This window comes from Pseudobacteroides cellulosolvens ATCC 35603 = DSM 2933 (assembly GCF_001262605.1).
Lineage (GTDB): Bacteria > Bacillota > Clostridia > Acetivibrionales > DSM-2933 > Pseudobacteroides > Pseudobacteroides cellulosolvens.
On record NZ_LGTC01000001.1, the window covers coordinates 5,960,897 to 5,987,577 of the forward strand.

The following is a 26,681-nucleotide window of genomic DNA, read 5'->3' on the forward strand; positions in this document are numbered from 1 at the left end:
TTGGTGTGATAATTGCATCAACAAGAATCCACACAAGTGTAAATGATTCCAGGTATAATAAAATCACTAACAATGTCTTTCAAAGTCGATTTTAAGCTACTCATATCTTTCCTTCCCGACTTGATTTGTAATTCTTTGAGATTTTGTTTTACTCCTGATGTCTTCTCCAGCAAACTTGATAAAGGAAAAACCGCCTATTATTCGGGATGCTACTCTCTCTTTATAATAATCATAAAGTTTGTTAGCCTCTATATTGGTAGATATAATAATTTTGCACGGCCTTGCAAGATTATTAAGCTGTCTGATATTCAGAATATTTAAAAATTCTGCAAACCTGGATGTTGTCTGGGACTCAGTACCTAAATCATCAATTATGAGAAGATCGGTTTCAAATATACTGTTGTACTTTGAATCTTCGTCAACTTCATCTTTAAAAGATTTTATCTTGGAGCTGCTTATAGTGTCAAACAATATTGGAGCGGTCTGGTAAAGGACAGTACCGCCTTTTTTTAATATTTCTGATGCGATGCAGCTGGCCATAAAGGTTTTGCCGACACCTGTCGGACCGCAGAAATAAAGGTTCTTCTCATTTGGATCAGAAAAATTTTCTATAAACTTAAGGCACTTTTCTTTTATACCAAGGATGTGATCCCTTGGAGATTTTTTGATCCCATATTTTTCTTCATTAATATTGTCAGGAAAAAGGGTTTCGTCAAAATTATCAAAATTCTCATTCTCGGTTAGCTTAAGGTTGGATTTTTCAAAGCTTAAGGCAATAAACTGCTGCTTAAAGCAGGTACAGCTTTCAAAACCGTGAGCACCTTCGGTATATCCCTTATCCTTGCATTGGCTGCATTCATAAACTGCTTCTAAATAATCTTTGGAATACCCCATACTTAGGAGAATATTTTCACGCTCCTTCTTCAAAGAATCAATATTCCTCGTTAATTCGTCAACAGCCTGATGATATGAGTTTTCTGAAAGCAGAATCATTTTATTATACTTTAATCCCAACTTGTTTATTTCATCTTCAATCTCCATCAGTCTTGGGACTTTTTCATATAGTGCATTACGCCGTTCTGTAAGGTTATCATAAGCAAGCCGTTGTTTTTTATCATATTCATTTTTAATTATATTATATAAATTCTTTCTCATAAAACCTCCAAAAAGGTTTGAATTGTATTAATGCGGTGCTGTTAAATTTCTTCATATAAGTTTTCAAAGAAATCCTTGTCATATTTTCGCTGGTCATAGTTGGAATGCTGTTGTATTTCCGAAACCTTGTACTGCTGCTTCATGCTTTGCTTTCTAGCGTTATCGTAAGCCAGTATTTCATCCTTTGTTTTTAGATTATTGTTATACCAGTCTGTTATGATTGAGTTTAAGTATTCAAAGCTTGGATTGGCCTTTTTTGGGGTTTTCTTAAGAGCCAGCTCAATTATTTCAAAGTCGTATTTGTATTTTTCAATCCATTTTTCAACATATTCACTTTCGTACTCAGTGAGATTTCTTCCAAGACCAAGTTTTTTAACTATTTTTCCGCGTATACTTTTGAATCTTTCATACTGCAGAGAATAATTGTCCAGGTCTATTGAATTGCGGACGTTTTTGCTTTTCCAGCTGTCCGCAACTTTTATTATGTAGTTTTTCGAAAGTCCGTTATGTTCATAACAATACTGGAAGAGTGCAAACATAACATCATCCTCAAAATTGTATTTATCAAACCAGGCATCAATATCGGTATACCATGAGGGCGGCATTACGCCCTGGAAAAACTTGTTGTTGATGGACTTTATTATGGCGTTCCGGGATTTGTTTCTCTCAGTGCTCAGAATAGCTTCCTCAGGAGTTGAGGTTTGTTTGAGCCTGTATATTTTTTTGATTTCCTTTTCCTTTAGGTCACTGATAGTTATACTGCTGCTGTTTTCCTTTCTTGTAATGACCCCTATACTCTCAAGATATATCAAAGAGTCCTTGACCTTATTTAAATCAATGCCAAGCTTCCTGGAAAGATCCTTGGCTGATGCATATTTGTTATATTTACTTAGGAACAGGCAGTGCACGAATATTTTAACACAATCCCCGTCCATTGAGGGCATGTACTCATTAATAAAAATATCCGGCACCAGTGTGTCCGAATAAAGTATTGATTTATATGATTCAAAAAACATAATATCTTCCCTTCAGTTGCTTAATGATTATTTTCCATAGTATTACCATTATATCATATGTAGATGCCGTACTGTAAAGTTTTATATAAGGTCGTTTGTGTTAGGAATATATATAGACCGGGCGTTTTTATCAGTTATGCACTCTATATAAGAGAAATAAAAATGCGATAAAACTTTTTTAAAAAAAATTAAAAAATATTTTAAAAATGGGTTGACTTATATATAAAAAGAGTCTATAATAACATCTGCACGGTGAATTTGACGGGCGCTTAGCTCAGCTGGGAGAGCATCTGCCTTACAAGCAGAGGGTCATAGGTTCGAGCCCTATAGTGCCCACCATTTAAAAACAGCTTACTTTCAAAAGTAAGCTGTTTTGCTTTTGTTCAAGAATTTTTACCCTTTTAATCTAAATTCCCATAATGTGATAATTGTAACATTTTAAATCTACTTCTGGTCCACACTTGAATTTACTGCAATATTTCCATCGGAATCATAGTATAAACCAAGCTCATCGTTTAGTTTTTGGAGTATTGTCTGGTATTTGTCATAATCGCTGCTGAGTATTCTTAGATTGTTTACGAATCTATCATAATATCCGCTGGATTGGAGTCTGTTTTTAAAATCTAAATTCGATTTCCACATTTTTTGTCGGATTTCAACAAAATCTTTATTTTCATTCATGGAGTTTAATGACTCCATGAACTTAATTTTATATTCTTCAAGCTCTTGAGGGGTATAGTTTAAAAGGCTTTGAATTTCTTTATTGTTTTCTGCAGCGATTTTCTCAAGTACATCATCCGAAAAATCACCGGAATTGTTATAAAATTCTTGAGGATAATTGAATGGCTCAGCCTCATCAAGAAATTTAACAATATCATTCCAGGCCTTTTCTTTATCCTCATCATCAACCGGATCATTTAAAAATGGAGAAAAATGAAGTATAAGCATTTTTCCAAAAGAACCGGGAAATATTTTTAAAAGTTGTCTTTTTATATAACCGAATTTATTTTTGTCCTCTAATTCAATGTTTTCTTTTAAGCTTTTCAATTTTTCCATAAAATCGTTAGTGCTATTGATCTTGTTATTTTCAATGATCTCATTGATCAAATTTTTACTTTTTTCCAAGTCCTTAATATTTCTATTGATTTTATCTAGGTGGAGTTTCAGAACATCATTAATGCTGGTAGGGGAATTAACCAATTCTTTGATGTTATCTATACTTAAGCCGATTTGCCTTAAAAGCGAAATTTTTATCAGCTTGTCAATATCTTCAGAATGATAATCCCTATAGCTGTTTTCATTGTTAATCGAAGGATTTATTAGGCCTTCTTCTTCATAGTAACGAATTGCTCTTTTAGTAAGTCCGGTTTGTCTCATGACTTCACTTATAGTCATATAATCATCTCCTGTCTTTAGAGGTTAATAACACTTTTCATAATAGTAATGTATAACCTAACGTAACAGTCAAGTACCAAAAATCGCAGTACCTAAAGTCCAGTACAGAAACGGGAGTAAAAATAGTGTTGAATTAAAGGCAATGCCAAGTTTTGCAGTTAGGCTTGATGATTTTTTATATGAAGTATAAGCAAGGAAAAATCCTACCAGGCATATTGGGGGCGTTATTAGTAAGGGCATACCTTGAAGCTTTTGAAAGGGAGTTATTTTAAAAAGCCAGTTTAGTATGAGGACAATAAGTACAGTTGGTAATAAAATAGATAAAAAGCTTGATATTTTGATTGAGTTTTGATGTAATGTATTATTTTCCACAGGATAACCTCCTTAGAGTAAAGCGTATAGTTAATTTTAGCAGAAGAATCCACTTATTCCAAGAATTTATTTGCTTTTATTATTTTGTGTCTTGTTGTAGGCAGAAAATCTTTCTCTGTATCCTTGAGTTCAAAATTATAATTTTTACTTTTCATATCATTAGTAAATTGTTCAATGCTATATTCATTTATCTTGTCACTATTACTGCAACCCATAGATGCAAGTATTAGTATTAAGAATATAGCAATAATTAATTGTTTTGAATTGTTAATCTTCACATTAGCTTGAGTTATCATATCTATATACTCCAATTAATTATAATGGTGCCTGTTAAAGTTTATTTTAAATTAGACTCGGATCTGAATAAAAAGTTCCCAATATAAGTAATTTAGATTTTTCACAAAAAGTGTTGACACATAAATAATTCCCTGCTATACTATCAAAGTGTCGGGGCACGAAATACTGCTCTTGATAGCAAAGCGTTTATATATGCTGGTGTAGCTCAGCAGGTAGAGCAGCTGACTTGTAATCAGCAGGTCGGGGGTTCGATTCCGTCCACCAGCTCCAAACCTCATAACCTAACGGTTATGGGGTTTTTGCTTTGTTCTGGGTTTCAAAGGTTCAATTAAGGAATAAATATACGTTTCATTATTTAGGGTTTTATGTATGGCAGTACATACACTCAAATATATTTTATCATAAATTTAGATTTTTTGTTTAAAGAAACTAGCTTAGGGTATATATTAATTACCAATTAATTATACAAAAAGGAGGTGTTTCAAATGATGGTATGTTCACCTGAATGGAATGGATGCAAAGAAGTAGATTTTGAAGAAGATCTTGTTGAAACATCTGAAAAGAGTAAAACTGAATAAGCTTATTAATATTAATTTAATAAAAAATACACGGTTTAATGATCGTGTATTTTTTGTTTTTATATTTGACCTTTTAACACTTGGCTTTTCTGCATGGCCCTGGTATGATATAATAAATATGGAAAGAGAATTAATTTGGAGGGGTCAGCATTTGAGGAATAATGATGGAGATAAAAGGCGTTTATTAAGGCAGCTTAGGCGAGACCAGGAAGACTTTAGAAGTGCAGGCAGAAGCTTTATTTATTTTATTGTTGGGATGGCCCTCATTGCTGGCGGACTGTATTTGGTTTTTCAAAATACAATAATTACAACTAATTTTACACTGATGAATTTCTTCGGATATACTCCACCAACGGGTGTTATTATATTGCCACTTTTAATAGGTGTTGCTATGCTATTCTTCAATAGTAAATCAATACTGGGATGGATTATTACAATTTTCGGCATTGTATCTATTGTGCTTGGGCTAATTATGACACTTCGTATGCATTTTGGTGCTGTTACTTTATATCAGGGATTGATAATGTTCGGTTTGCCTTTTGCAGGGGCTGGATTAGTGCTTAAGGCCTTGGCTGGAAATAGAAGCAAAAGCGGTGAAGATAGCGAAATGTAATGTTTGGATGAAAATAACATTAAATTATGCTTGAAAAATTTAAATTTATCTTGTATAATATATAAGTCCTAATATTTATCGCCTGTGCCCATAGCTCAGCAGGATAGAGCGTCGGTTTCCTAAACCGCAGGCCGGAGGTTCGAATCCTCTTGGGCACACTATGAAAAGCCGCTTACCGGAATGGTAGGCGGTTTTGTTATATGTTGGGAAGAGTTAACATAATAACAAAATGACTACTATTTGACTACTATTTTAAATATACATACAATCAGTTAAGGTTAGTAAAGTGTAAAAAGCAAGTCTTTAAGCCTGCTTTTCAGAAGCAGTATTTTTTGTTATGAGGCTTTCCATTACATTAGCTGCTTCCCTATCTGCAGACTGTAAAGCATGAGAATAAACAGCCAAGGTTACACTTGGATTTGCATGCCCTAACCTGGAAGCAACAGCTCTAATATTTAATCCGGAATGAATCAGCATAGTTGCGGCAGTGTGCCTCAAATCATGGAGCCTTATATTGGGGAGATTGTGACGCTTTAAAAACTTTTTAAATGTCTCTGTAAGTGTATCAACATGCATTATATAACCGTCGATAGTCGTAAATAACCATTCAGGATCTTTCCAAAGCTCACCCTGTTTTTCCTTTTCTTCTTTTTGCCATAGGGTGCCCAATTTAACTTTTTGCTCTAATTGCCAAACCTTATATTGCTTCAAAGTTTGTACTAATGATTTGGGAATTGCAATTTTACGAATTGATGAATGAGTTTTAGGCTGCTTAATCTTTATTCCAGTAGCAGGGGTATATTCAGCTGCTTGTTTTATATGTATTATTCCGTTATCAAGGTCAACGTGTTCCCACTGCAGTGCAGCAAGTTCCCCTCGTCTGCAACCGGTCATTAAGGCAAGCATGATAATTGCCTGTTCCCTTATAGGTTCAGTCAACAAGCATTCATACAAATTAGTGAAACCTTCTTCATTTAGGCATTCCATTTCCTTTGATTTTACCTTTGGAGGTTGGACCTTAAGACATGGATTTTCCTTTATCATTCCCCATCGATATGCATCATTAAGCATGACTGATATTACCCGGTGATAGTGAAGAATGGTTCTGCTTGATAGAGGCTTAGGATCAGAAGCAGGAACAAATATTTTATCGAATTTAACTTTAAGAGCATTGCTTATTCTTCTTGCCACAATGGTTGTATTTCCTGATAAGATACCGTTCAAGGTTTTTACAGAAATATTTGCAGATGATGCCAGGTTAGTTAATTCTAGTTTACGATCGTCGATGGTTTTTTGAAGCTCTGGTTTTGCTATATATTTAGTATCTTCACGAATGCCATTTTCCTGTAAATTACGGTAAAAGTCTAATAGGTGTAAAGGCTTTAATTGGTCAAGTTTTAAATGTCCTAAAGCTTCTGTTACACGACCTTTTAGCATTGATTCATATCGATAATATGTTTTATTCTCAAGATTCTTTCCATGCTCTGAAAGCCATTTGTTAATGAAATCTGATAATGTAAATTTTGATGACTCGTAATAGTCGCCGTTTTGAACTGATAGTTCAAATTCTGTGGCGATTTTATTGATTTCTTTATCCCACTGCCGGTCTGTCATTCCTTCAGGACGTTTAATAGTCTTTTGTTTAAATAGCTTTTTGTCATTACTATCATACCCACATGAAACAGTTATAAGATATGAGTTTTTTCCTCTTTGCCGAATACTGGCCATATACGTCATTCCTCCTTACTTTCCTATTTTTCTTGACTTTTCTATGATTTCTTGGAGTTTATATTTTATAAATGAACATGTACTGTTACGTAGGTCTTCTATGCCACTAGCCTCTATTTCATATTCGCCGCTGGGAGTTTGAAGAATTATATATCCATCTGAAGGATCATATATTATTTCAAAGCCAAATATACTTATTAGCTGTTCGATATGATAATCTATGCTTAGATTAGTTTTTTCTACACCTTGAAATATATCCATGAGTTTAACTCCATCGACAATTAAATTATCTATAATGTCAATATAGCGACAATTAAATTACCGGTTTAGGAGGTGTTAAGATCATGCGAATTAATAAATTAAAGCTGGAAATGGCTATGGCTAATATGTCTATGTCCTATCTGGAACTATCAAGAGTAAGTACTGTTACTCAAACTACTCTAGCAAGACTTAAAAGAGGGGTACAGAATCCTAGAACTGAAACGGTTGGAAAAATAGCAAAGGCTCTAGAAGTTAATGTATCAGACATTATTGAAGGGGTATATGAAGCAAGAAAGGAGGGGTAAGCTATGCCAGCACAACGTGAAAAAACTAATACAACCTCTAAACATTTTAATCTGCCATACACATTTTTAAAAACAGGTGCAAAAAATGGGCTTCTTTCAGGTTGCTTCTTTCGTATAGGCAGTAGAGGAGATATTATCTGGGACTGGGATCTTTTGGAGGAGAAACTAAAAGAGTTAGCAGCTAGAACAGATAAAAAAGTACCTGAAGTTGTAGAGTATGGCAAGTTGCGTCGAGTTCAACCATAGGCGGTGTACATATGAGTTTACAATATGACAGACAAATAAAAATTTCATCAGCAGGATCACGAAAAGCAACCTTATGGCCAGCACAAGCATTATACTGGTCGGAGCTTATAGAAAAGCTTAAAACGCCTACACGCGGCGTTGAGTCATTGCTTGAATATCTTAGATTGCCTAAGTCACGTCAAGATGAGTTAAAGGATGTAGGCGGTTTCGTGGGTGGTACTCTTAAGGATAATAGGCGTAAGGTAACTAATGTTCTAGGTCGTGACATTGTTACCCTGGACCTCGACAACATACAGTCAGGTGAGACTAATACAATATTACTCCGCTTAGAGTCTTTAGGTTGTGGCTATGCAGTGTACAGCACCCGTAAGCATGAGCCAATTAAGCCGAGGCTCCGCATACTGGTACCATTAGACCGTACAGCAACATCTGATGAGTATAAGCCGTTAGCTAGAAAGCTTGCATCGTGGATCGGTATAGATATGTGCGACCCTTCCACCTTCGAGACTCATAGGCTTATGTACTGGCCTAGCTGCTGTAGTGATAGCCAATATGTGTATCAAGTAGGTGATAAGCCTTTTCTATCGGTTGACGGCGTTCTGGCCCAGTATGCTGACTGGCGTAATGTTGCAGAGTGGCCACAGGTGCCAGGCGTGCAAGCTGAACATGTAAAGCTGGCACAAAGGCAGGGCGATCCGCTTACCAAGTCCGGGGTTGTAGGTGCTTTCTGCAGAGTATACGACGTTTATAGTGCAATAGAGACTTTTTTACCTGGTATTTATACAGTTTGTGACAACCTGGAAGATAGATTGACTTTTACAGGCGGTAGCACTGTAGGTGGGGCTATTATATATGAAAATGGTAATTTCCTATATTCCCACCATGCTACAGATCCAGCGGGCAGTAAATTGTGTAATGCTTTCGACCTTGTAAGGCTGCATAAGTTTGGCCACATGGATGATGATGTAAAGCCAGATACTCCGGCCAATAAATACCCATCATATACGGCCATGTGTGAATTCGCTGTGTCTGACGGTCAGGTTAGTACCCTACTTAATCAGGAACGGTATGAGAAAGCCATGAGTGAATTCAAAGGAGTTTCAGTAATAGAAAACTCAAATTGGATCAGTAAACTCAAGGTTAACTCAAAAGGCTCTATTCTGAAAACAGTTGATAACATCCTTACTATATTGGAAAATGATCCGATGTTAAAAGGTAAAATTGCTTATGATTCTTTTTTAGAAAAGGCCATAGTAGGAAACGATCTACCGTGGGCGTCAAGTGATTCGGAGGATTATTGGCGGCCGTGGGATGATGCAGACGAATCTGGTCTTATAGGGTATTTGCAAAAAGATATGTACAGAATACCTAACTGCAGTGATATAAAACATGCTTTGAACCTAATGTGGAGAAAAAATACTTTTAACGAGCTGAAAGACTATATATCTTCGTTGGAGTGGGATGGTATACCAAGGTTAGATACACTATTTATAGACTACTACGGTGCAGAGGACACCCTATATACAAGAACTGTAACAAGAAAAACATTAGTAGCTGCTATTGCCAGACTGATGAATCCAGGGTGTAAATTCGACTATATGCTTATATTAGAAGGGCCTCAAGGTATTGGAAAGAGTAAACTCTTATCCGAGTTGGCAATAAAAAGAAAATACTATCTTGATGAGCTAAGAACATTTGAAGGGAAAGAAGCATCTGAGCTTATTAGAGGAAAGTGGATTGTAGAAGTTGCGGAGCTGAGTGCTTTTAACCGTTCTGAATCAAATGCCATTAAGGGCTTTCTAACACGATCGACTGATACATATAGACCGGCATATGGCCATAATTCGAAAGACTATCCTCGTAAATGTGTATTCATAGGTACAACTAATTCAGATGAATATCTAAAAGATGCTACAGGAGAAAGACGGTATTGGCCTATAAAACTTAATCTCAATAAAGCTGTAAAGAATAAAAATGAAATTCCTAATTTGGTAGTTCAAATATGGGCAGAGGCGTACTCAAGATGGCAATTAGGAGAAAACCTATATCTATCAGATGAATTAGAAGCAGTGGCTGATACAGTAAGGCAAGGTCGAAAGGTAAGAGATGATAGGCAAGGTTTAATAGAGGAATTTTTAAAAAGGCCGATTCCTGTTGATTGGGAAAAAAAACACTTGAACAAAGAAAATTCTATTGGGGCAGTGAATTCGAAAAACACAATATTGAAACTAAGAAACGAGAAACGACTTGTGTTGCAGAAATACTAGCTGAGCTATTCAATCAGCCATTAGGCAACTATAAAAGATCTGATAGTTTAGCTATTTCAAACATACTAAGAATGTTGAATTGGAATCCATCAGCATATCCGTTGTACATACCTATTTATGGATCTCAGCGTGTGTTTTTCAACCCCGAGAAAACTGGAAATTGAGTTTACTACATAAATTTTCTGTAGTGCCTATGTAGTAAACTCTGTAGAAACTCAAAGTCCGTGTGTAGGAAGCGATTTACTAATTTACTACTGATACTACAGAGATACATATAATTACATACGATATAGGCAAATAGGCTCATATCCAACAATTAAGCAGCCTAACACCCCTATTTCACATTAATATATAACAACTTGGTAGTGTTTGTAGTTTTTAATAAGCTTATAACCATAAAACCCTTCAAAATAGAGCAGTTGAGGGCAACTCTATTAAACTACAAACTATGTAGTAACTTAATCCTATGAGGGTTATTAATAAAAAGGCAAAATGAAAACAAAATTACTGTTTAAACGAGAGGAGAATGAGAAATGTTAGTGCTTTCACAGAAAACTGGAGAACTTATCGAATGTAAGAGGTTAACTGCTATCAGGTTGGTATGGGTACCTGAAGCACAGCGATATGTTGATAAGATCCCATTAAGTCAACCAATTAGATGCTATACAAAATTTAATAGCAACGAAATTGTGTGTCCTCAAAAACTATGGTTTGGTATTGAAGCTGACGGGATGTTGGTCGCTGAATACTACGATGAAGCTGAGGTCAAAGAGGTATTGCGACAAGCTTCTAAGAAAGCGTCGGATGGAGAACTTGTTGACTTCAGCATGATACTATCTGAAACATAAGGTTAATCAAGTGACTTGCTATATTTCTACATGGTGATAACTGTAAATGGGTCCTTCTGGAGGGTTAGAACAAAACGGCACGCGACTCGCATCACTTGCCTCGATATAAAATAAAAATTTCACTTGTGATTGTGAAAGGATGTGATATTTATGGCTGAAAAGCAGCATGCAAAAAGGATTAACGGCAAATTGCATTTTTCAACATGGGCAATGTGTAACACGCTTGGAGTAACTCAACAAGCATTATCACAATGGGCTACGTCAGGCTGTCCGAAAATTAAATTTTTAGATATTTTACAACATTATGCAATTTTAAATATAGAATAATGATTGGAATCTGGAAAGTTTGAAAAATAACACTTATTAAATTACCCTACATTCACCTAAATCATCTTAAATTGAAGCGACTATTTCCTTTGTTCCTTTGATGTTTATTAACCTTTTCATATTATAACAAAAGAAAGCTAGGCCTGTTTCGCCTGAAACAAGCTTTTTGCCACGAAGTAAGAAATATTCAAAATTCATAACTCTTTTTAGTGTTCCAAATGGATGTTCCACAATCATTTGTCTTTTTTTGTACTTAGCACCATTAGCATTAAATCGTTCTATAGCATTTTCAACTATCTCTTCCTTTGGGTTGCGTTCAATGTGACGACCATATTTTGATGTTGTGCATTTATCCCGATATGGGCAATTTTGGCACTCTTCATAATTATAATAAATTTTCATCTTTACATCTTCACTTTTTGAACGCATATATAATTTTTTCCCAGCCGGGCAAATGTACATGTCATTATCCTTGTCATATATAAACTTTTCTTTTATATATCCAGAATCGATATTTGGTGTTACTACTTTTTGTTTTGGAACATATGGCACAATTCCGTTTTCTTCACACTTTATAATATCTTCACTTTTAAAATATGCTTTATCTGCTAATACTTCTATACTGTCAACTCCCAATTTCTCCTTTGCATTTTTAGCTACATCATATAACAACCCTTGATCAACTGCATCATTTCTCACTTCATAATCTATTATTAATTTGTTTTTCTCATCTACTGCTGTTTGTACATTGTAGCCAATTATTGTTCCTTTTGTATTACCAGTTTTCATTCTTTTTGCATCAGGATCAGTTAAGCTTATTCCTGAGGTATCGTTAAGCACTTCTTTAAGTTCATTGTAGAGCTCTTTCTTTTCTTCAAGGACTTTAATTCTATCGCTAATTTCTTTTGTTGCTTCTTTACAATCATTTTCTTCCAATGCTTTTAAATATTCCTTTAACTTTTCCTCTGTCAACTCTTCCATGAATTTAAGTTTCTTTAAAGTATAATATTTACTCTTGGCCGCATCTGCTCTTATTTTAGTCCCATCTATAGCAATTAATTCTTTTCCTATTAGGTTAAAATCATTACATATATTAATAAGGTTTTTAAATAGATTATCAAAACAGTCAATATGTTCTTTACGAAAATCAGATATTACTGAATGTTTTGGTTGTACTCCTTTCAATAACCATTTAACTTCCAAATTTATTTTTGCTTGTTTTTCTAGCTTTCTAGAACTTCTTATACCATTGAAATATCCATATACATACAGTTTAATTAAATCCATTGGTGAATACATTGATCTTCCAGAATTCTCATTATTCCCTTCTTTAAATCCCAGATCTTTAATATCCATTGATTCAATTAATGCATCAATTGCCCTAACTTCACTTTCTTCATCTATATGGTCTTCTAGGCTACTTAGCTCAACCTGTTTTCTACTAATGCCTTTTACATAATTCATAATTTTATAAACCTCAAAATTATTATTTGTTATATTATATCATATATGTTAATATAATGCATGATTTTCGGACAGCCTGTCGTTGGCGTTCTTTAAGAACAGAGTATTTGCCAGTATACTTGTTTTTGTTGTCACTGAGGTATTCCTGAAATAATTTATCTGAAGGTTCAGAAATCCCCTTGTTTTGTGCGAGTGAATTTACAACATGAAATTTCTTTTGGTACCGCAGAAGAGTCTCAGTGCTATATTCCTTTTCTTTTAGAGATTCTAATGTAAGACGTAGAACTTCTTCTAATTTAGTTTCTTCTGGCATTATAATGCACCTCCCTTTAAGATGAAGATACATTATATAGAAAAACTATGCCGATATTTTTTCTGGTATCCTTTTATTTTCTGGGATTTCATAAAATATCGGCATAATTATTTTTTCGGTATAAGTTGTGTAGATTATTTTCCGTACCTCTTCCGAAAATTTATAAAATGGACTCAATACATCCCAGTTGTTCTCCCAACTTCTTATTGCAAATGGATATTCCTTACCCCACTTTTCCTTTAGTTCGTAAAGCTTTTCTAAGGCAACATCCTCGTTTATAGCTTGATACACTTCTTTAAAATCACTGCTGAACTCCTTGGCATCTTTATAGGATACGTATTTAAATGAATTACGCAACTGATGAATTATACAACGCTGAACTTCTGCTTTTGGATATGCTGCATTTATAGCGTCTCTAAGCCCAGTAAGGCCATCTACACAAAAGATTAAAACATCCTTTACACCTCTGTTCTTTAAGTCATTTAGAACACCAAGCCAAAACTTTGATGACTCATTATCTCCAATCCAAATACCCAAAACATCCTTACTTCCATCAACAGTAACTCCAAGTACTACATATGCCGCACGGTTTACTATTCGTCCGTCATCCCTTACCTTGTAGTGAATGGCGTCTAAAAAAACAAAAGAGTATATGCTCTCTAAAGGTCTTTGTTGCCATTCTTTTATTTCAGGTACAATACGGTCTGTAATTCTACTTACCATTTCAGCAGAAAAATCAATACCATAGAGTTCTTCAACCTGCTTACTAATATCTCTGGTAGACATACCACTTGCATATAGTGATATAACTTTATCTTCAATGCCTGTAACATTTCTCTGGTATTTAGGAACAATTTTTGGTTGGAACTCCCCTTTACGGTCTCTTGGAACCTGTATTTCTACTTCTCCAAACTCACTTTTTAAAGTCTTTGGGGTGTAGCCATTCCTGCTGTTATCTGTATTCTTTTTGTTTGGTTCTTCCTTAGAATATCCAAGATTTACTTCAAGTTCTGCCTCTAATAGTTCTTGGATTACATCTCTAAAAATATCTTTCAAATAAGCACTTACATCCGAAACACTTTGGAAATTATTTCCCTGAACGATTGCTTTAACCTGCTCTTTTGTTAGTGTTGACATAAAAGTCTCCTCCTTGACATTAATTATTACTAATTCTTGCCAAGAAGGAGACTACTTAATCTTTCCATACACAAAATTTGATACATCCTCAAACGCAACTGCAAAAAAGCTTACCTTCATAATTTTTGAAGATAAGCTTTATCAACTTAAAGTGTTGGTATTATAAACATGTACATCTGGATAGATTTAATTTTAAAGTGAATATCTATAGTATATTTTTAGCCAATAGTCACTGACTCATTTTGGATAGCCTCAACATATTTATTTTTTATTTCAATGAATTCACTGAGATTTTCAAAAAATACGTCAACCAATTGAGGATCAAAATGCTTTCCTCTTTCATTTTTTATTAATTCCAATATTCGATCCATTTCCCAGGCTTTCTTATATACACGATCACTGGCCAGTGCATCAAACACATCTGCCAAAGCTAAAATTCTTCCATAAATACTTATTTCCTCTCCTTTTAATCCTCTTGGATACCCCGTACCGTCATATTTCTCGTGATGCTCATAGGCGATTATAGAGGCAAGCTTCAACATTTTTCTATTTGATTTATTAATCATATTGTATCCGATTTCTACATGGTTTTTGATAATTTCATATTCTTGCGGAGTAAGTTTTCCGGGCTTATTTAAAATTTCATCCGCTATAGCTATCTTTCCTATATCATGCATGGGCGAAACAAGTTTTAACATATTGGCTTCTTCCTGAGAAAAGCCAATCTTTATGGCTAGTAAATAGGAGTATTCCGCCACTCTTTTCACATGATACCCTGTTTCTCTTGAACGGGCTTCTGCTGCTTCTCCCAGCGTATATATCATTTCGCTCTGGGTCTCATTAATCTCTTCGTTAAGCTTTAAAATGTCTCTAATCGAATGATTTAAAAGAAGCAGTGTTTTGGTTCTGGATAAAAGTTCTTTTTTATCAAAAGGTTTATTAACATAATCATTAGCCCCAGCCTCAAATCCTGCAACTAAATCTTTGGGCTGATTTTTAGCAGTGAGCATTAACACAGGGAGTTCAAAAAGGTTAAATTTTTCTCTAATTTTTTTACATACATCATATCCTGACATTTTGGGCATCATAATATCCAAAAAAACTAGGTCATATTCCCTTTCATTTAAAATTTCCAATGCTTCAATTCCGCTTTCTGCAAAAGATACATGATAGTGCTCTAATGATAAGTGGTTAAACAAAACCTGTCTGTTTACTTTTTCATCATCTACCACAAGAACTCGATATTCTGCTTCCTCATAAGGAACTTCGAAAAAATTGGTTATAATAGCACTTTCTTCATATTCAAACTTTGTTAGTAATTGGGGTTCCAATGGAATGTTTTGCGACTTTTGGCCTACAGGTAGCGTAAAACCAAATTTTGAGCCTACTCCAAGCTCTGAATCTACCCATATTGTGCCTCCATGGATCTCAACCAGTTGTTTTGAAATGGCAAGTCCGAGTCCAGTACCCCCATATTTTCTTTCAATAGAGCTGTCTACCTGTTCGAAGGATTTAAATATGTCCAAGCACTTTTCTTTTGGAATCCCAATCCCTGTATCTTCAATATATATAAAAATCCACTCATCTTTTTGTTCCGCTCTGATCTTAACGTAACCTTCACTGGTAAATTTGATGGCATTTCCTAATAAATTAAACAAAATTTGCTGAACCCTGTTTTCATCGGCAAAAGCACAAGGGATATCATCGGGAATTTCATTTTTCAACGCAATATTTCTTGTAGATGTCAGTGATTTTAAAATGTTTAAAACCATCTCAGAAGCCTGCTTTAAGTCAATATTTTTACTGGATATTGCAATATCGTTGCTTTTTAGCTTTGAGAAGTCAAGGATATCATTGATAAGACTGGAAAGTCTCTTGCTACTGGAAATAATCATATTGAGATTCTCTTTCATTTTGGGGTTGGGTTCCCCCGCCACACCGTCAACCAATGATTCAGTGAGGCCAATAATACTATTGATGGGTGTTCGAAGCTCATGTGAAACATTTGCTAAAAACTCATCTTTTAGTTTATCCAACTGTTTCAATCTTAGAACAAAGTTATTAAAATTATCAACTACTTGTCCGATTTCATCCTTTGAACTGATTTTTATTGAAGTGGATAATCCGCTATCATTATTGGCAAGACTTCTAAATGCCAGGATTACATCCCTGATTGGCGTATATACTACTCTTAAGGAAATTATAAATACGATAATAAGCATTGCAATTGACATTACATTTGAATACACAATTTTTTGCATTTGTTTTGAATATGTTTCTCTTAATTCATTTTGAAATAATTCTATCTTTTCTTTATATATTTCACTTGATATTTGGTTATTATTGTTAATGTTTTGGTCTACCGTTAATCGAATTGAAGATACGATAGTTAAACATGTTATTGTGAGTTGAAGGATAATAGCCATAGGAATAATTATCGAAATACTAAAAAATTTCATTTTATAATTTATATATCCCTTACCTTGGTGAACCCCCAGCTCAGATGTTTCTTTTTCAAGATAATATATTAGTATAAATGTTAATGAAATACAAAGAAAAAACAACTGAGGAAGCCCTCCTAAAAGGACAATTGCAGCACTATATTGTTGTTTATTACCCGAAAGGAAAGTTGAAAATAACCCCACAGTATTATACACTATCAAAAATACAATAAAAAAGTTTTCAATGAATTTTATATTATTTCTTGCTACTTGTTTAAGATTTTCTTGTTTTGAATCCAAGTATTTTATGATGGGTGTTAGTTTGTAATTAATCACGGTAGAACCTAGTATAGAAAATACCAGTATGTATATAAAAACCGCGATGGGGATATTTGTTAGACTTTCACCTTGCAATATAGAAGTACTAAATCCAAAAAATGGACAAACCAAAACAGAAAAGAACAAAATGAAGTTTATTTTTTTTCTTAAACTCATTCGAAATCCTCCCTAATTTTTACATATGAAGAACAGCCAAAGCAAACAGTATCTAAAATTACATGAAGTGCATGATTAGATCAATGCCGTATAATACGAAGACTCTATACACTTTTAATATCGGATAAATTCTAGTTTTATTAATATATATATAGAGTTAGTTCATGATGATATTTTTGGTATTTTTCTCTGTTGGACTTCTGTATTATTTTTGCCAAACTATTTAATAAGCTTAAGACACGATTTCCCATCCTTTAGCATGATTATACTATTTCCGTACCAGGTGGATTCATCCAATTGGGTAACAATAAGAATGGTAATGCTTTTTATGTTGATTTCCCTTAACAGCTCAAGAATCTCTGTGCCGGTTTTACTGTCCAGATTACCAATAGGCTATCTACTAGGATCATTAATTAAAGCTGCTAAGGCTTTCCTTTACTCTATTTCCGATCATTCCTTGGTCATGTGATTTTTTCAATGCAAAATCCCTACTGTATCCAACAATTCTAACGAGGAATATACTTTTCCATGTGAACATTGAAGACACCGGATGCCTCTCTTGAAAAAATGATACTTATGAACATCACTATTGCTACCTTTGGGACGAAAATCCAATGCAATTCACGTATGTCGAAATTCACAGCGTCCCTCTCTACTTGCACCGCGAAATTGTCTTCACTTTATAAGGCCAAACTAGCCGTTTAAGGCAGACCTCAGCTTCTTTTATGATTTGTAGGAACAACTCATTGATAGAATGATTCCATACCTGGGTGTTTGCTGCCATTGTTGGACACATCCGTTCTTTTGTCTATTATACAAGCTTTCTATGTGTCCATCAAATTGGATGTACTCCAGTATCAGTATGATGCATTTGGTAATACAGTTGAAGCTGTTGAGAAAGTACAGAATAGATTTAGGTATGCTGGGGAACAGTTTGACTCTGTGACTGGTCAATACTACCTTAGCACAAGATTCTATAACCCAGTTGTAGGAAGGTTCACACAAGAACACCTTCAGAAGAGACGGAATGAATCTTTATTCATATGTTCGAAATAATCCGATTAAATATGTCGATCCTACAGGACATTGGGGCGATGCTGTTCATAGAGGAGTTACTGAAAGTATAGCATCTAACTTATTAGAAAATCCAACATTAATTACACCATTCATATACATTAAAATTTCTTTTATAATGAATTAAAAGGAGCATTAAGCTCCTATATAAATCAAGGTATATGTTTATCAATTAATTAAGTTCCCAGCATTTTGTCCACCTTATCTTTATTTTTATCAATCCATGCTTTTGCAACATCTTCAGGGGAGATTCCATTATCGATTTCAACTATCATTTTTTCAATTTCACTTACATCAATGTTCCACTTGCTTAAAAAATTATACGCTTCAGGTGCTTTGTTTTTTAATTTGTTATTTGTAAGTACGTGTACTTCTGATGTTTTGAAAAATCCCTTTGGGTCTTTTAATACTTTCAGTTGGTATTTAACAAACATGGGGTGGGGACGCCAGCCAAGGCAAATAACGGGTTTTTTGCTTGCGATTAATTTTGATGCCTGAGCCAGCATTGCACCTTCACTTGATGCAACATACTCCAAATCCAAGCCGTATGCCTTGATCATCTCTTTTGATGTCATAGTCATGCCGGCCCCTTCTTCAATACCATATATCTTTTTGTCAAAAAGGCTTTCTTTTCCCTTAATATCCGCCACTGAATCAATACCTTCAACATAGGTAGGAACCACCCAACCTAATTCCCCGTTTGGATAACTTACAGATACATCATCAATGGTTCTGCCGAATGTATTCATATAATTTTTGTGCATGTCCGGCAGCCAGGAATCCATGAAAATATCTATATCACCTTTTGATAACCCTGCATAGACACCCCCAGCGTCTGCACTGATTTCTTCAACTTTATATCCCATATTTACCAAAATAGACTTTGCTATTTTGGTAGGAGGTACAGTGCTTGACCAAGGTGTTACACCCATTGTCAGCGTTATGTTTTTGGGAGAGGCGGCATTATTGCTGCCGCATCCTATTGAAGAACATATAATTAAAAAAGACATAATGAAAATTTTGATAAATTTTAACATAGAAATTCTCCTTGTATTTATTACTTTTTTTGTCCCAGTCCCTGGGTTATCCTGTCGAGAATAATTGCAAGAACTACAATTCCCAAACCGCCAACCAGACCTTTACCAACATTAACGCTTGATATTCCTGAAAGAACCAGTGAACCAAGGCCTGGAGCGCCTATCATTGAGGCAATGACTGCCATTGAAAGTGCCAGCATGATAGTTTGATTGATTCCTGCCATAATGGTTGGGATAGCCAATGGCAGTTGAACTTTTAGTAGTAATTGTTTTTGTGTGGCACCAAAGGCTTGAGCAGCTTCCATAACATCGTTGGGAATCTGTCTTATACCAAGGTTTGTCATACGTACCGACGGAGGTGTTGCAAATATAAAAGTAGAAATAACCGCTGGAACGTTTCCAAGCCCGAATAGGAGTATGGCTGGAATTAAATATACAAAACTTGGCAAAGTCTGCATGAAGTCCAGAATAGGTCGCACTATGCGGTCAACTGTTTTGGATTTGGAAGTTATAATACCTATAGGAATGCCAACAATAATTGAAAGGATTGTGGCAACAACTACCACTGATAATGTCTGCATAGCTTCCCGCCATATATCAACGGAGCCTAAATAGAGAAAGCCTATGGCGGAGAATAACGCAACCCATCTGCCTGCAAATTTCCAAGCCAAAATGATAATTATGATTGCCATCAATTCCGGAGGTATTTTGGTGAAAATATTGGTGATTAAATCTATAAATCCACCTATTATATCGCTAATACTGTTAAAGAAATCACCCAAAGTAGGTATGAGCCAATCATTAACAAATATATTGGTCCATTTTTCAACAGGTAAATTAAAGTAGTTCATTAATTGCCTAAACCTCCTTTTTCTTTCCTAGTGCCAATCCGGATAGAATAGAAACACGAACAATAATACCCAATAGCTTGGTTTCTTCTACAACAGCAATAGGAAATTTTGTATCTGCAGCAATCCCAATCAAATCGCTTAAGGGTGTGTTTGGAGATGTAGTATGAAAGTCAGATCTTAAAACATCTTCAACCCATTTGTTATCCTCCACAGCTTTCAGGGCATCATCAATAGTTAAAATACCTTTAAGATTTTTGTTCTTATCAACAACAAAAATACTGGATAGACCGGCTTCCTCCATTTTATGAACAGCAAGGCGGGGACCTCCCCTCCATGTGGTAACAAGGTCAGGTTTTCTCATGACCTGTGAAGCCACTAAAACCTTTGATCTATCAACGTCCTCGACAAAGTTTGATACATATTCATTAGCCGGGTTTGTAAGAATTTCTTCAGATGTTCCGATCTGGACTATTCTGCCGTTTTTCATGATAGCAATCTTATCTCCAAGTTTTAATGCTTCATCAAGGTCGTGAGTAATAAATAGGACAGTTTTTTTTAGTTTGCCTACCAGGTTTATAAGCTCGTCCTGCATCTCTTTTCTGATCAAGGGGTCAAGTGCACTAAATGCTTCGTCCATCAGGAGGATATCGGTATCATTTGCTAAAGCACGAGCTAAACCAACACGTTGCTGCATTCCGCCGCTTAATTGTCTTGGATAACTATGCTCATACCCTTTAAGTCCTACAGCTTCAATTGTTTTTATTGCTCTTTCGGCCCTTTCTTCCCGTGGAACACCTTGGATCTCCAATCCGAATTCTACATTACTCAGAATTGTTCTATGGGGTAGGAGTCCAAAATGCTGGAATACCATACCAAGCTTTTTACGACGTGTATTTATCAATTTATCTGCATCCATTTTCGTTATGTCTTCACCATCTATAAAGATTTCACCGGCAGTAGGCTCAATAAGTCTGTTTATAAGACGGATCAATGTAGATTTTCCGCTTCCCGACAAACCCATAATTACAAAAAATTCTCCTTCATTTACACTAAAGGAAGCCTGGTTAACTCCAACTGTTGCACCTGTTTCTCTTAATATCTTTTCCTTATCTTCTCCGGATTTTAAACGTTTTAATGCGTCTTTTGAATTATGTCCGAATATTTTTATTAGATTTTTAACTTCCAGTTTATTCATTTGTGTCCTCCTAATAGAGTTGTAATTTTTTCTAATGTATTATGTGTTATCTCAGAAAAACATATTTTTCAAAAGACGTATGCCTTTATGACAATAATTTAAAAGTAATAAGTTTTATAAAATTAACAATCTGCTCATCAGGCGTTTCAAAATGCTTGATTTATAATAATTTGTATTAAACATATAAATCATGAATTTTCGAATTATCCCAGATGATAAATTTATTATGACTATTCCAAATGGTTATTATGCAGGAATTAACTTAGTTTGATACTGTTATATAAGTGATGAAAGAGATTTTATATTAAAAAATGAAGGAATTTAATAATGGAGTACACCCAATTTGATGGACACATAGAAAGCTAGTATAATAGAGAAAAGAACGGATGTGTCCAACAATGGCAGCAAACACTAATTTTACAACTGAATATAAGAAAGAAATAATAAAGTTGGTTACAGAAAAACAAAAGGCAGTAAGAGAAGTAGCAATGCATTGGAGTAACAGAAACAACAATAAGAGATTGGATAAGAAAGTATCACCAGCATGGTGAAGATGCATTTCCAGGGAAAGGTAATCTTTGACCTGAGGATTAAGAACTGCGAATATTAAAAAAAGCCATGGCCATATTCAGTCGAGACGTGAAGTAAAATATAAGTTTATTAAGGAAAATAGCTCCAAATTTTGCGTTCTGAAGATGTGCCAAATATTAAATATCTCAAGGAGCTCATTTTATGAATGGCTAAAAAGGCCTGAACGTAAAAGAAAGAAGAATGATAAAGAATTAATTGAACTAATAAATAAAATACACAAAGAATCATATGAAACCTATGGGCAAAAACGAATAAAAATTTCTTGTTGATATTTCAATAACATCTCCGCTCCAGGACCCCATATACCTTTGAGTGATCTTGTATCTACACCAGTACCTTTGTTATGATCGAAATGCCAGTGCTGTGTTGCTTTAGTGAATGGACTGGTCATTGGGCTTGAGTCAACACCTGTATTAGCTTTTCCAACTATTTCTCCATATTGAGGATTATCAAGCATTTTACTTGCTATTCTTGAAGTAACGCCATGATGAACGGCATCACCCCAATGACCTGTAGGCTCAACGTAGTTGATGGGATTATTCTTAACATATGAATAGAGGTTTAATCCATCGCCTCTATAGGTATCCTCTTGCGTAAACCTACCTACAACCTGGTTGTAGAACCTGGCACATAAATAGTACTGGCCTGTAACCTGATCGTACTGCTCCCCTGCATACCTGAACCTATTCTACACTTTCTCAACAGCTTCAACTGTATAACCAAACGCATCATACTGATACCGATTCACCACTGCACCTTTGCCATCCACTAATGCTGTAACATCCCCGTGGCCTTAATTAGGTAATATAGCACTTCATTATTGTTCAATATTATTTATTAAACCCTTTTAAATAGGTAACATTAAAAACAATTTAAATATTCCAATATAATGGTAGACATTATTATTTGCGTTAACAGTATAGGTGGAGAACAAATAAAAATTGTTTCTGTTAGAATACGAGTCAAAGAAATCTGATGAAGGTGCAAACATATATAACATACTTACATCAGAAGTCCTATTCTCTAAACTTTTTTTCACAATCCAGCTATTAAAATCAGTTTTATCTGGATTGGTCAGAAACATTGCAACAAGCAATATACAAGTTAATACCGCAATTATAATCTTTTTCATAGGTCATCTCCTATGCATGACAGCATATATAAAAGCCCTGTAAAAACAAGGCTCATATATATACTATCATGCATTTTCTGTTTTGGAAACTGTTGGTTTTATGTACTCCCTTTGATGAACCATCATTGAATAAATAACCTTTGCAATCTGCCTCATTACTGCGATTAAAGCCTGCCTCCGTGCTTTCCTTCTGATATCTTCTTATTATAATACTCAAGAAAAGTTTCATTTATCGGGCTTTTCTTATCCCTACCCTTGCATATATTCCTTGATGCAATATCCCTTAGTATCTCATACAATCGCCTGTTACCCTGCTTATTCCTAAAATTCTTGTTCTTGTCACCTGATGAACAGGCCACCGGACTAATTCCAATGTACCGACACATTTTATCAGCACTTGAAAACCTTCTAATATCCCCAATCTCGCTAATCAGCATAGTAGTGGTTATTGTATTAATTCCAGGCATGGTTTCAAGCCTGTAGGGAAATTGCTTCATATGCTTTTTATCTCTGCCTCTAATTATAATGCTTAATTTCCTTTATACAATGAGACACAATAAAGTTCCTTGTTTCCTGATATTCCGTTGATGTATCGCCATCTTTTGCAACAAGCATCAATATCCTTTCTGCATGTTCAATTCCCAAAAATCCGCTGCTATGAATAGACAAAAATTCCGCAAGCTCTTCCTTTGTAATGCCTTTTAACTTTGACGGTGAGGGAAAGTTTTGAAAGAATTCCATTCCGGCCTTACAGTAAGTTACCGTAAAGAATTTAGGATGGCTTGGATAATGATGCGAAATGTAGCTGTGAACCTGATTTTTAGAGGCAGCCCGTACCTTGACTATTGAATTACGCCGAGATACTAAAAGCTGCAAAGTCCAGCTATCATCATGGATTGAAGCATCTGGAAGGGTATCCAATTGATTTAATAAAACTTTGGCAACACAAAAGGCATCATATGGATGGTAAAAACACATCCTTTTTAGATGTATTACTTCCATGGTCAAAAGATCTACCAGCTGAATGTCGCAAATAGGAAATATCTTGATTAAACAAAAAATCAGATAAGCCACATAAAAATATTTTATACTTACGCCTTTATTAATGAGGAGTGGTTTTATTGTTCGGGTTGGACTTACTAAAAAACAGAGATAAATTTTCTATCGATTCGATAATTGAAATAATAGGCAGCATTAGAAAAGGGGACTTGCAGCTTAGAGACAGGTTTATAAGTGAAAGCATGCCTTTTATTATGAAATCACTATATAAAATTTTAAAAAGACATATTGATATTAAAAACGATGAAGAATTCAGTATAGGCTTGTCTGCTTTTAATGAAGCAATAGATCATTATGACCTGTGTAGAAAAGGTAACTTTTACAGGTACTCATATATTATGATCAATCATAGGATTATTGATTATTTAAGAAGTACAAAAAGAAACGATAAAACTATACCATTTTCAAGTATTGAAGATAAAGAATCCTTTGAACAAAGATACCTTACTTCAAATACACAAAATCAATACGAAATAGTGGAACTAAAAGAAGATATTCTGATTTTACAGCAGAATTTAATGGCGTTTGGCATAACTTGGGATGATTTGATAGGCAATTCGCCTACACACAGGGATACGAGATGTCTATGTATAAGAATAGCAAAAGAGATATTGGAAAACGAGGATTTATATACAAAATTCATAAATACCAAGAGAATTCCTCGATCTCAATTGGTGGAACGGTTGAAGATTCACCGGAGAACAATAGAAAATCACAGGATCTTTATTATAGCAATTTGCCTGGTTTTAAGAAGTAATCAGGATGAATTGAAAGCATTTCCCATTCACTTTGAAGAAAGGGGGGAATCATTATGAAATACATCGGGTTAATAATTGGTTTGGAAGAAAATAGAGCAGTTGTGTTGACTGCTGAAAGCAAGGTCATGGGGATTAAAAAAAGTGAAGGAATGTTTTTAGGACAAAAAGTATTTTTTTCCCATAATGATATACTGACTGTCAAACGTAGGAGAATAAATTTTTATATGCCAGCTATTGCTGGAGTTGCAGCTTTGCTGATGCTTGTCTTCGGTTATTTTAAATTCTTTTATAGCAGTGAAACTTTGGTCTTTATTGACGTTGATATAAATCCAAGTATTGAATTTGCTGTTGATGGTAAGAGTGTTGTAAAGGATGTACGTCCAATAAATAAAGATGCTGATGCATTGACACAGAATTTAGATTTGGAAAACATTCCTTTTGCAGAAGCGTTAAAAAAATATATAGATAATGCTATTGAAGAAGGTTATTTGAATGAAAACAAAGAAAACTCAAATTACCTTCTTGTATCGGCAGCTCTCAATCCCAAATCCAGCGAGTTTAAAAAAAGCAGGGTAAATACAGAGAAGAGATTGGATTTTGAGTTAGAAAATTTAAAAGATGATCTCCATAAAGTTTATAGCCGGAATTTCAAATTTGAGATTGTTAAAGTTCCTGAATATTATAAGGAAAAATCTATGGAAAACAATATTTCTTTGGGGAAATACATGGTTTATGAAAGGATAAGAAAAAAGGGGAATTCCATAACAATTGATGAAATAAAGTCTGATAATTTGTATAATTTATTGAAAAAAAATGGGCTATTACCATTGTATGAAAAAAATACTAATATTTTGCCTAAAACTACACCTGTTAAATTCCGTGAGACAATTACTGATCATAGTCCCATTGTTCCGACTCCTACAGTAGCTACAAATACAAAGGCTATTATAAGTACACATGCTGTTTCCAATACGCTACAACCCAAATTTACTCCTGAAGTTACTGGAAGAGTAAAAGTTACTCCTAGCACATACAAAACACCTGTATATTATATAACTCCAACTTTTACATTAAAGCCGACGCAGATAATAATTCCTTCAGATATGCCAAAAGAGACTGATACAGCACAGTACAATTTTGAAAACGGTATCCAGGATTTTAAAATTACAAATGCAATTGAATTTTATAGCAGCTCCGATAATGCGTATGCAGGAACTAAGAGCTTAAAAATCCGTATGAGACCTGGAGAAGACGAATATATAGACACTTCAAAGGTTGATCCGAGTATAAAGTATGGAACAACAATTACATTTCATGTGTGGATTCCTGACACTACTGAAATAACAGCAGTTGAAGCATTTTATCAAGATGCCAACTGGGAGTGGACTGGAAACTGGAATTTTTACTCCCAGCTTACTCCAAACAAGTGGAATACAATTAAGTTAAAAGTACTGGATGATGAAATATTACCTATTCGAAGAATAGGAGTAAAAATTGCTGCAAAAGATAAAAATTTTTCAGGAGATGTTTATATTGACAGTATTTCATGGAATTAGATAGATATTTAAGGTTTGAATAATTAAGTTGTAAGACGGTAAACATTATAGCACATTAAATTAGAGATATAGTTAATATAAGTTTTTGTCCAGAAAGGAGGGTAAGTTTTTGGGGATAAAAACAATTAACTAAACTAAATATTATAACGTGAGTTCGATAATATGATTGT

27 protein-coding genes, 3 tRNA genes and 2 pseudogenes are annotated in these 26,681 nt (G+C 34.6%); 13 read left to right on the top strand and 19 right to left on the bottom strand.

Annotation, left to right across the window (positions count from 1 at the left end):
- Positions 1 to 96: 96 nt before the first annotated feature.
- Positions 97 to 1,155 carry an ATP-binding protein gene (locus Bccel_RS24695; RefSeq protein ID WP_036943447.1) on the bottom strand — a complete coding sequence of 353 codons (1,059 nt, stop codon included), beginning with the start codon at positions 1,153 to 1,155 and terminating at the stop codon, positions 97 to 99.
- A 41-nt stretch (positions 1,156 to 1,196) separates the two neighbouring features.
- Positions 1,197 to 2,171, bottom strand: a complete 975-nt coding sequence (locus tag Bccel_RS24700; protein ID WP_036943449.1) for a DnaD domain protein — start codon at positions 2,169 to 2,171, stop codon at positions 1,197 to 1,199.
- A gap of 263 nt (positions 2,172 to 2,434) precedes the next feature.
- Here Bccel_RS24700 and Bccel_RS24705 point away from each other — a divergent pair.
- Positions 2,435 to 2,510, top strand: a tRNA-Val gene (locus Bccel_RS24705).
- 105 nt (positions 2,511 to 2,615) lie between these two features.
- Here Bccel_RS24705 and Bccel_RS24710 read toward each other — a convergent pair.
- From Bccel_RS24710 to Bccel_RS24720, 3 genes are all read right to left on the bottom strand, one after another.
- On the bottom strand, positions 2,616 to 3,566 hold the full coding sequence (locus Bccel_RS24710) for a helix-turn-helix domain-containing protein (RefSeq protein ID WP_036943451.1): 951 nt from the start codon (positions 3,564 to 3,566) through the stop codon (positions 2,616 to 2,618).
- A 69-nt stretch (positions 3,567 to 3,635) separates the two neighbouring features.
- Positions 3,636 to 3,938, bottom strand: coding sequence for a hypothetical protein (locus tag Bccel_RS24715; protein ID WP_036943454.1), 303 nt, complete (start codon positions 3,936 to 3,938; stop codon positions 3,636 to 3,638).
- 53 nt (positions 3,939 to 3,991) lie between these two features.
- The gene (locus Bccel_RS24720) at positions 3,992 to 4,234 is read right to left on the bottom strand and encodes a hypothetical protein (RefSeq protein ID WP_036943456.1); all 243 of its coding nucleotides are present in this window, start codon (positions 4,232 to 4,234) and stop codon (positions 3,992 to 3,994) included.
- Positions 4,235 to 4,429: 195 nt separating this feature from the next.
- Here Bccel_RS24720 and Bccel_RS24725 point away from each other — a divergent pair.
- The 3 genes from Bccel_RS24725 to Bccel_RS24735 all read left to right on the top strand — a co-directional run bounded on the left by Bccel_RS24725 (position 4,430) and on the right by Bccel_RS24735 (position 5,584).
- Positions 4,430 to 4,505 (top strand) — tRNA-Thr (locus tag Bccel_RS24725).
- 459 nt (positions 4,506 to 4,964) lie between these two features.
- The gene (locus Bccel_RS24730; protein WP_152966084.1) at positions 4,965 to 5,426 is read left to right on the top strand and encodes a hypothetical protein; all 462 of its coding nucleotides are present in this window, start codon (positions 4,965 to 4,967) and stop codon (positions 5,424 to 5,426) included.
- 84 nt (positions 5,427 to 5,510) lie between these two features.
- A tRNA-Arg gene (locus Bccel_RS24735) sits at positions 5,511 to 5,584 on the top strand.
- 145 nt (positions 5,585 to 5,729) lie between these two features.
- Here Bccel_RS24735 and Bccel_RS24740 read toward each other — a convergent pair.
- Positions 5,730 to 7,154: a site-specific integrase gene (locus tag Bccel_RS24740; RefSeq protein ID WP_036943462.1), complete on the bottom strand. Its 1,425-nt coding sequence runs from the start codon at positions 7,152 to 7,154 to the stop codon at positions 5,730 to 5,732.
- A 15-nt stretch (positions 7,155 to 7,169) separates the two neighbouring features.
- Positions 7,170 to 7,415, bottom strand: coding sequence for a hypothetical protein (locus Bccel_RS24745; RefSeq protein ID WP_050753814.1), 246 nt, complete (start codon positions 7,413 to 7,415; stop codon positions 7,170 to 7,172).
- A gap of 83 nt (positions 7,416 to 7,498) precedes the next feature.
- Here Bccel_RS24745 and Bccel_RS24750 point away from each other — a divergent pair, with 83 nt between their 5' ends.
- The 5 genes from Bccel_RS24750 to Bccel_RS30470 all read left to right on the top strand — a co-directional run bounded on the left by Bccel_RS24750 (position 7,499) and on the right by Bccel_RS30470 (position 11,408).
- Positions 7,499 to 7,720 carry a helix-turn-helix domain-containing protein gene (locus tag Bccel_RS24750; RefSeq protein ID WP_036943464.1) on the top strand — a complete coding sequence of 74 codons (222 nt, stop codon included), beginning with the start codon at positions 7,499 to 7,501 and terminating at the stop codon, positions 7,718 to 7,720.
- Between the two features lie 3 nt (positions 7,721 to 7,723).
- A complete protein-coding gene (locus tag Bccel_RS24755) occupies positions 7,724 to 7,966 on the top strand; it encodes a hypothetical protein (protein ID WP_036943467.1) in 243 nt (80 codons plus the stop codon).
- Between the two features lie 11 nt (positions 7,967 to 7,977).
- A complete protein-coding gene (locus Bccel_RS24760; RefSeq protein ID WP_050753815.1) occupies positions 7,978 to 10,233 on the top strand; it encodes a virulence-associated E family protein in 2,256 nt (751 codons plus the stop codon).
- A gap of 533 nt (positions 10,234 to 10,766) precedes the next feature.
- Positions 10,767 to 11,081, top strand: a complete 315-nt coding sequence (locus tag Bccel_RS24765; protein WP_036943470.1) for a hypothetical protein — start codon at positions 10,767 to 10,769, stop codon at positions 11,079 to 11,081.
- Between the two features lie 150 nt (positions 11,082 to 11,231).
- Positions 11,232 to 11,408, top strand: coding sequence for a hypothetical protein (locus Bccel_RS30470; RefSeq protein WP_154673481.1), 177 nt, complete (start codon positions 11,232 to 11,234; stop codon positions 11,406 to 11,408).
- A 66-nt stretch (positions 11,409 to 11,474) separates the two neighbouring features.
- On the opposite strand, the gene Bccel_RS24770 is transcribed toward Bccel_RS30470, so the two are convergent.
- The 5 genes and pseudogenes from Bccel_RS24770 to Bccel_RS30475 form a co-directional block, all read right to left on the bottom strand.
- Positions 11,475 to 12,872 (bottom strand): IS1182 family transposase, encoded by a 1,398-nt coding sequence (locus tag Bccel_RS24770; RefSeq protein ID WP_036936122.1) that lies wholly within the window; start codon positions 12,870 to 12,872, stop codon positions 11,475 to 11,477.
- A 34-nt stretch (positions 12,873 to 12,906) separates the two neighbouring features.
- Positions 12,907 to 13,185, bottom strand: coding sequence for a hypothetical protein (locus Bccel_RS24775; RefSeq protein ID WP_050753816.1), 279 nt, complete (start codon positions 13,183 to 13,185; stop codon positions 12,907 to 12,909).
- A 66-nt stretch (positions 13,186 to 13,251) separates the two neighbouring features.
- Positions 13,252 to 14,322: pseudogene (locus tag Bccel_RS24780) on the bottom strand (IS256 family transposase); the annotation flags it as partial.
- 218 nt (positions 14,323 to 14,540) lie between these two features.
- Entirely contained in the window at positions 14,541 to 17,258 is a 2,718-nt protein-coding gene (locus Bccel_RS24785; RefSeq protein ID WP_050753817.1) for an HD domain-containing phosphohydrolase, read from the bottom strand.
- Positions 17,259 to 17,667: 409 nt separating this feature from the next.
- Positions 17,668 to 17,805: a hypothetical protein gene (locus tag Bccel_RS30475; RefSeq protein WP_154673522.1), complete on the bottom strand. Its 138-nt coding sequence runs from the start codon at positions 17,803 to 17,805 to the stop codon at positions 17,668 to 17,670.
- 236 nt (positions 17,806 to 18,041) lie between these two features.
- Here Bccel_RS30475 and Bccel_RS32885 point away from each other — a divergent pair, with 236 nt between their 5' ends.
- A complete protein-coding gene (locus tag Bccel_RS32885; RefSeq protein WP_050753818.1) occupies positions 18,042 to 18,314 on the top strand; it encodes an RHS repeat-associated core domain-containing protein in 273 nt (90 codons plus the stop codon).
- A gap of 194 nt (positions 18,315 to 18,508) precedes the next feature.
- On the opposite strand, the gene Bccel_RS24795 is transcribed toward Bccel_RS32885, so the two are convergent.
- The 3 genes from Bccel_RS24795 to Bccel_RS24805 are packed head-to-tail and all read right to left on the bottom strand — an operon-like array spanning position 18,509 to position 21,415.
- Positions 18,509 to 19,369: a glycine betaine ABC transporter substrate-binding protein gene (locus tag Bccel_RS24795; protein ID WP_036945760.1), complete on the bottom strand. Its 861-nt coding sequence runs from the start codon at positions 19,367 to 19,369 to the stop codon at positions 18,509 to 18,511.
- Between the two features lie 20 nt (positions 19,370 to 19,389).
- Positions 19,390 to 20,220, bottom strand: coding sequence for an ABC transporter permease (locus tag Bccel_RS24800; protein ID WP_036945762.1), 831 nt, complete (start codon positions 20,218 to 20,220; stop codon positions 19,390 to 19,392).
- 7 nt (positions 20,221 to 20,227) lie between these two features.
- Positions 20,228 to 21,415 carry a quaternary amine ABC transporter ATP-binding protein gene (locus tag Bccel_RS24805; RefSeq protein WP_036945764.1) on the bottom strand — a complete coding sequence of 396 codons (1,188 nt, stop codon included), beginning with the start codon at positions 21,413 to 21,415 and terminating at the stop codon, positions 20,228 to 20,230.
- Between the two features lie 398 nt (positions 21,416 to 21,813).
- On the opposite strand from Bccel_RS24805, the gene Bccel_RS32890 reads away from it, so the two are divergent.
- Positions 21,814 to 21,966: a hypothetical protein gene (locus Bccel_RS32890; RefSeq protein WP_242853218.1), complete on the top strand. Its 153-nt coding sequence runs from the start codon at positions 21,814 to 21,816 to the stop codon at positions 21,964 to 21,966.
- Between the two features lie 275 nt (positions 21,967 to 22,241).
- Here the strand turns inward: Bccel_RS32890 and Bccel_RS32680 are convergent.
- The 4 genes and pseudogenes from Bccel_RS32680 to Bccel_RS24825 all read right to left on the bottom strand — a co-directional run.
- A pseudogene (locus tag Bccel_RS32680) lies at positions 22,242 to 22,682 on the bottom strand (RHS repeat-associated core domain-containing protein); the annotation flags it as partial.
- A gap of 171 nt (positions 22,683 to 22,853) precedes the next feature.
- The gene (locus tag Bccel_RS24815; RefSeq protein WP_036945768.1) at positions 22,854 to 23,138 is read right to left on the bottom strand and encodes a hypothetical protein; all 285 of its coding nucleotides are present in this window, start codon (positions 23,136 to 23,138) and stop codon (positions 22,854 to 22,856) included.
- Positions 23,139 to 23,302: 164 nt separating this feature from the next.
- On the bottom strand, positions 23,303 to 23,635 hold the full coding sequence (locus Bccel_RS24820; protein WP_050753819.1) for an IS110 family transposase: 333 nt from the start codon (positions 23,633 to 23,635) through the stop codon (positions 23,303 to 23,305).
- Between the two features lie 19 nt (positions 23,636 to 23,654).
- On the bottom strand, positions 23,655 to 24,146 hold the full coding sequence (locus tag Bccel_RS24825; protein ID WP_050753820.1) for a hypothetical protein: 492 nt from the start codon (positions 24,144 to 24,146) through the stop codon (positions 23,655 to 23,657).
- Between the two features lie 113 nt (positions 24,147 to 24,259).
- On the opposite strand from Bccel_RS24825, the gene Bccel_RS24830 reads away from it, so the two are divergent.
- Positions 24,260 to 25,012, top strand: coding sequence for a hypothetical protein (locus Bccel_RS24830; RefSeq protein ID WP_036945973.1), 753 nt, complete (start codon positions 24,260 to 24,262; stop codon positions 25,010 to 25,012).
- Positions 25,009 to 26,511: an anti-sigma factor domain-containing protein gene (locus tag Bccel_RS24835; RefSeq protein ID WP_036945975.1), complete on the top strand. Its 1,503-nt coding sequence runs from the start codon at positions 25,009 to 25,011 to the stop codon at positions 26,509 to 26,511. The genes Bccel_RS24830 and Bccel_RS24835 overlap by 4 nt, the downstream gene beginning before the upstream one ends.
- Positions 26,512 to 26,681 lie beyond the last annotated feature (170 nt).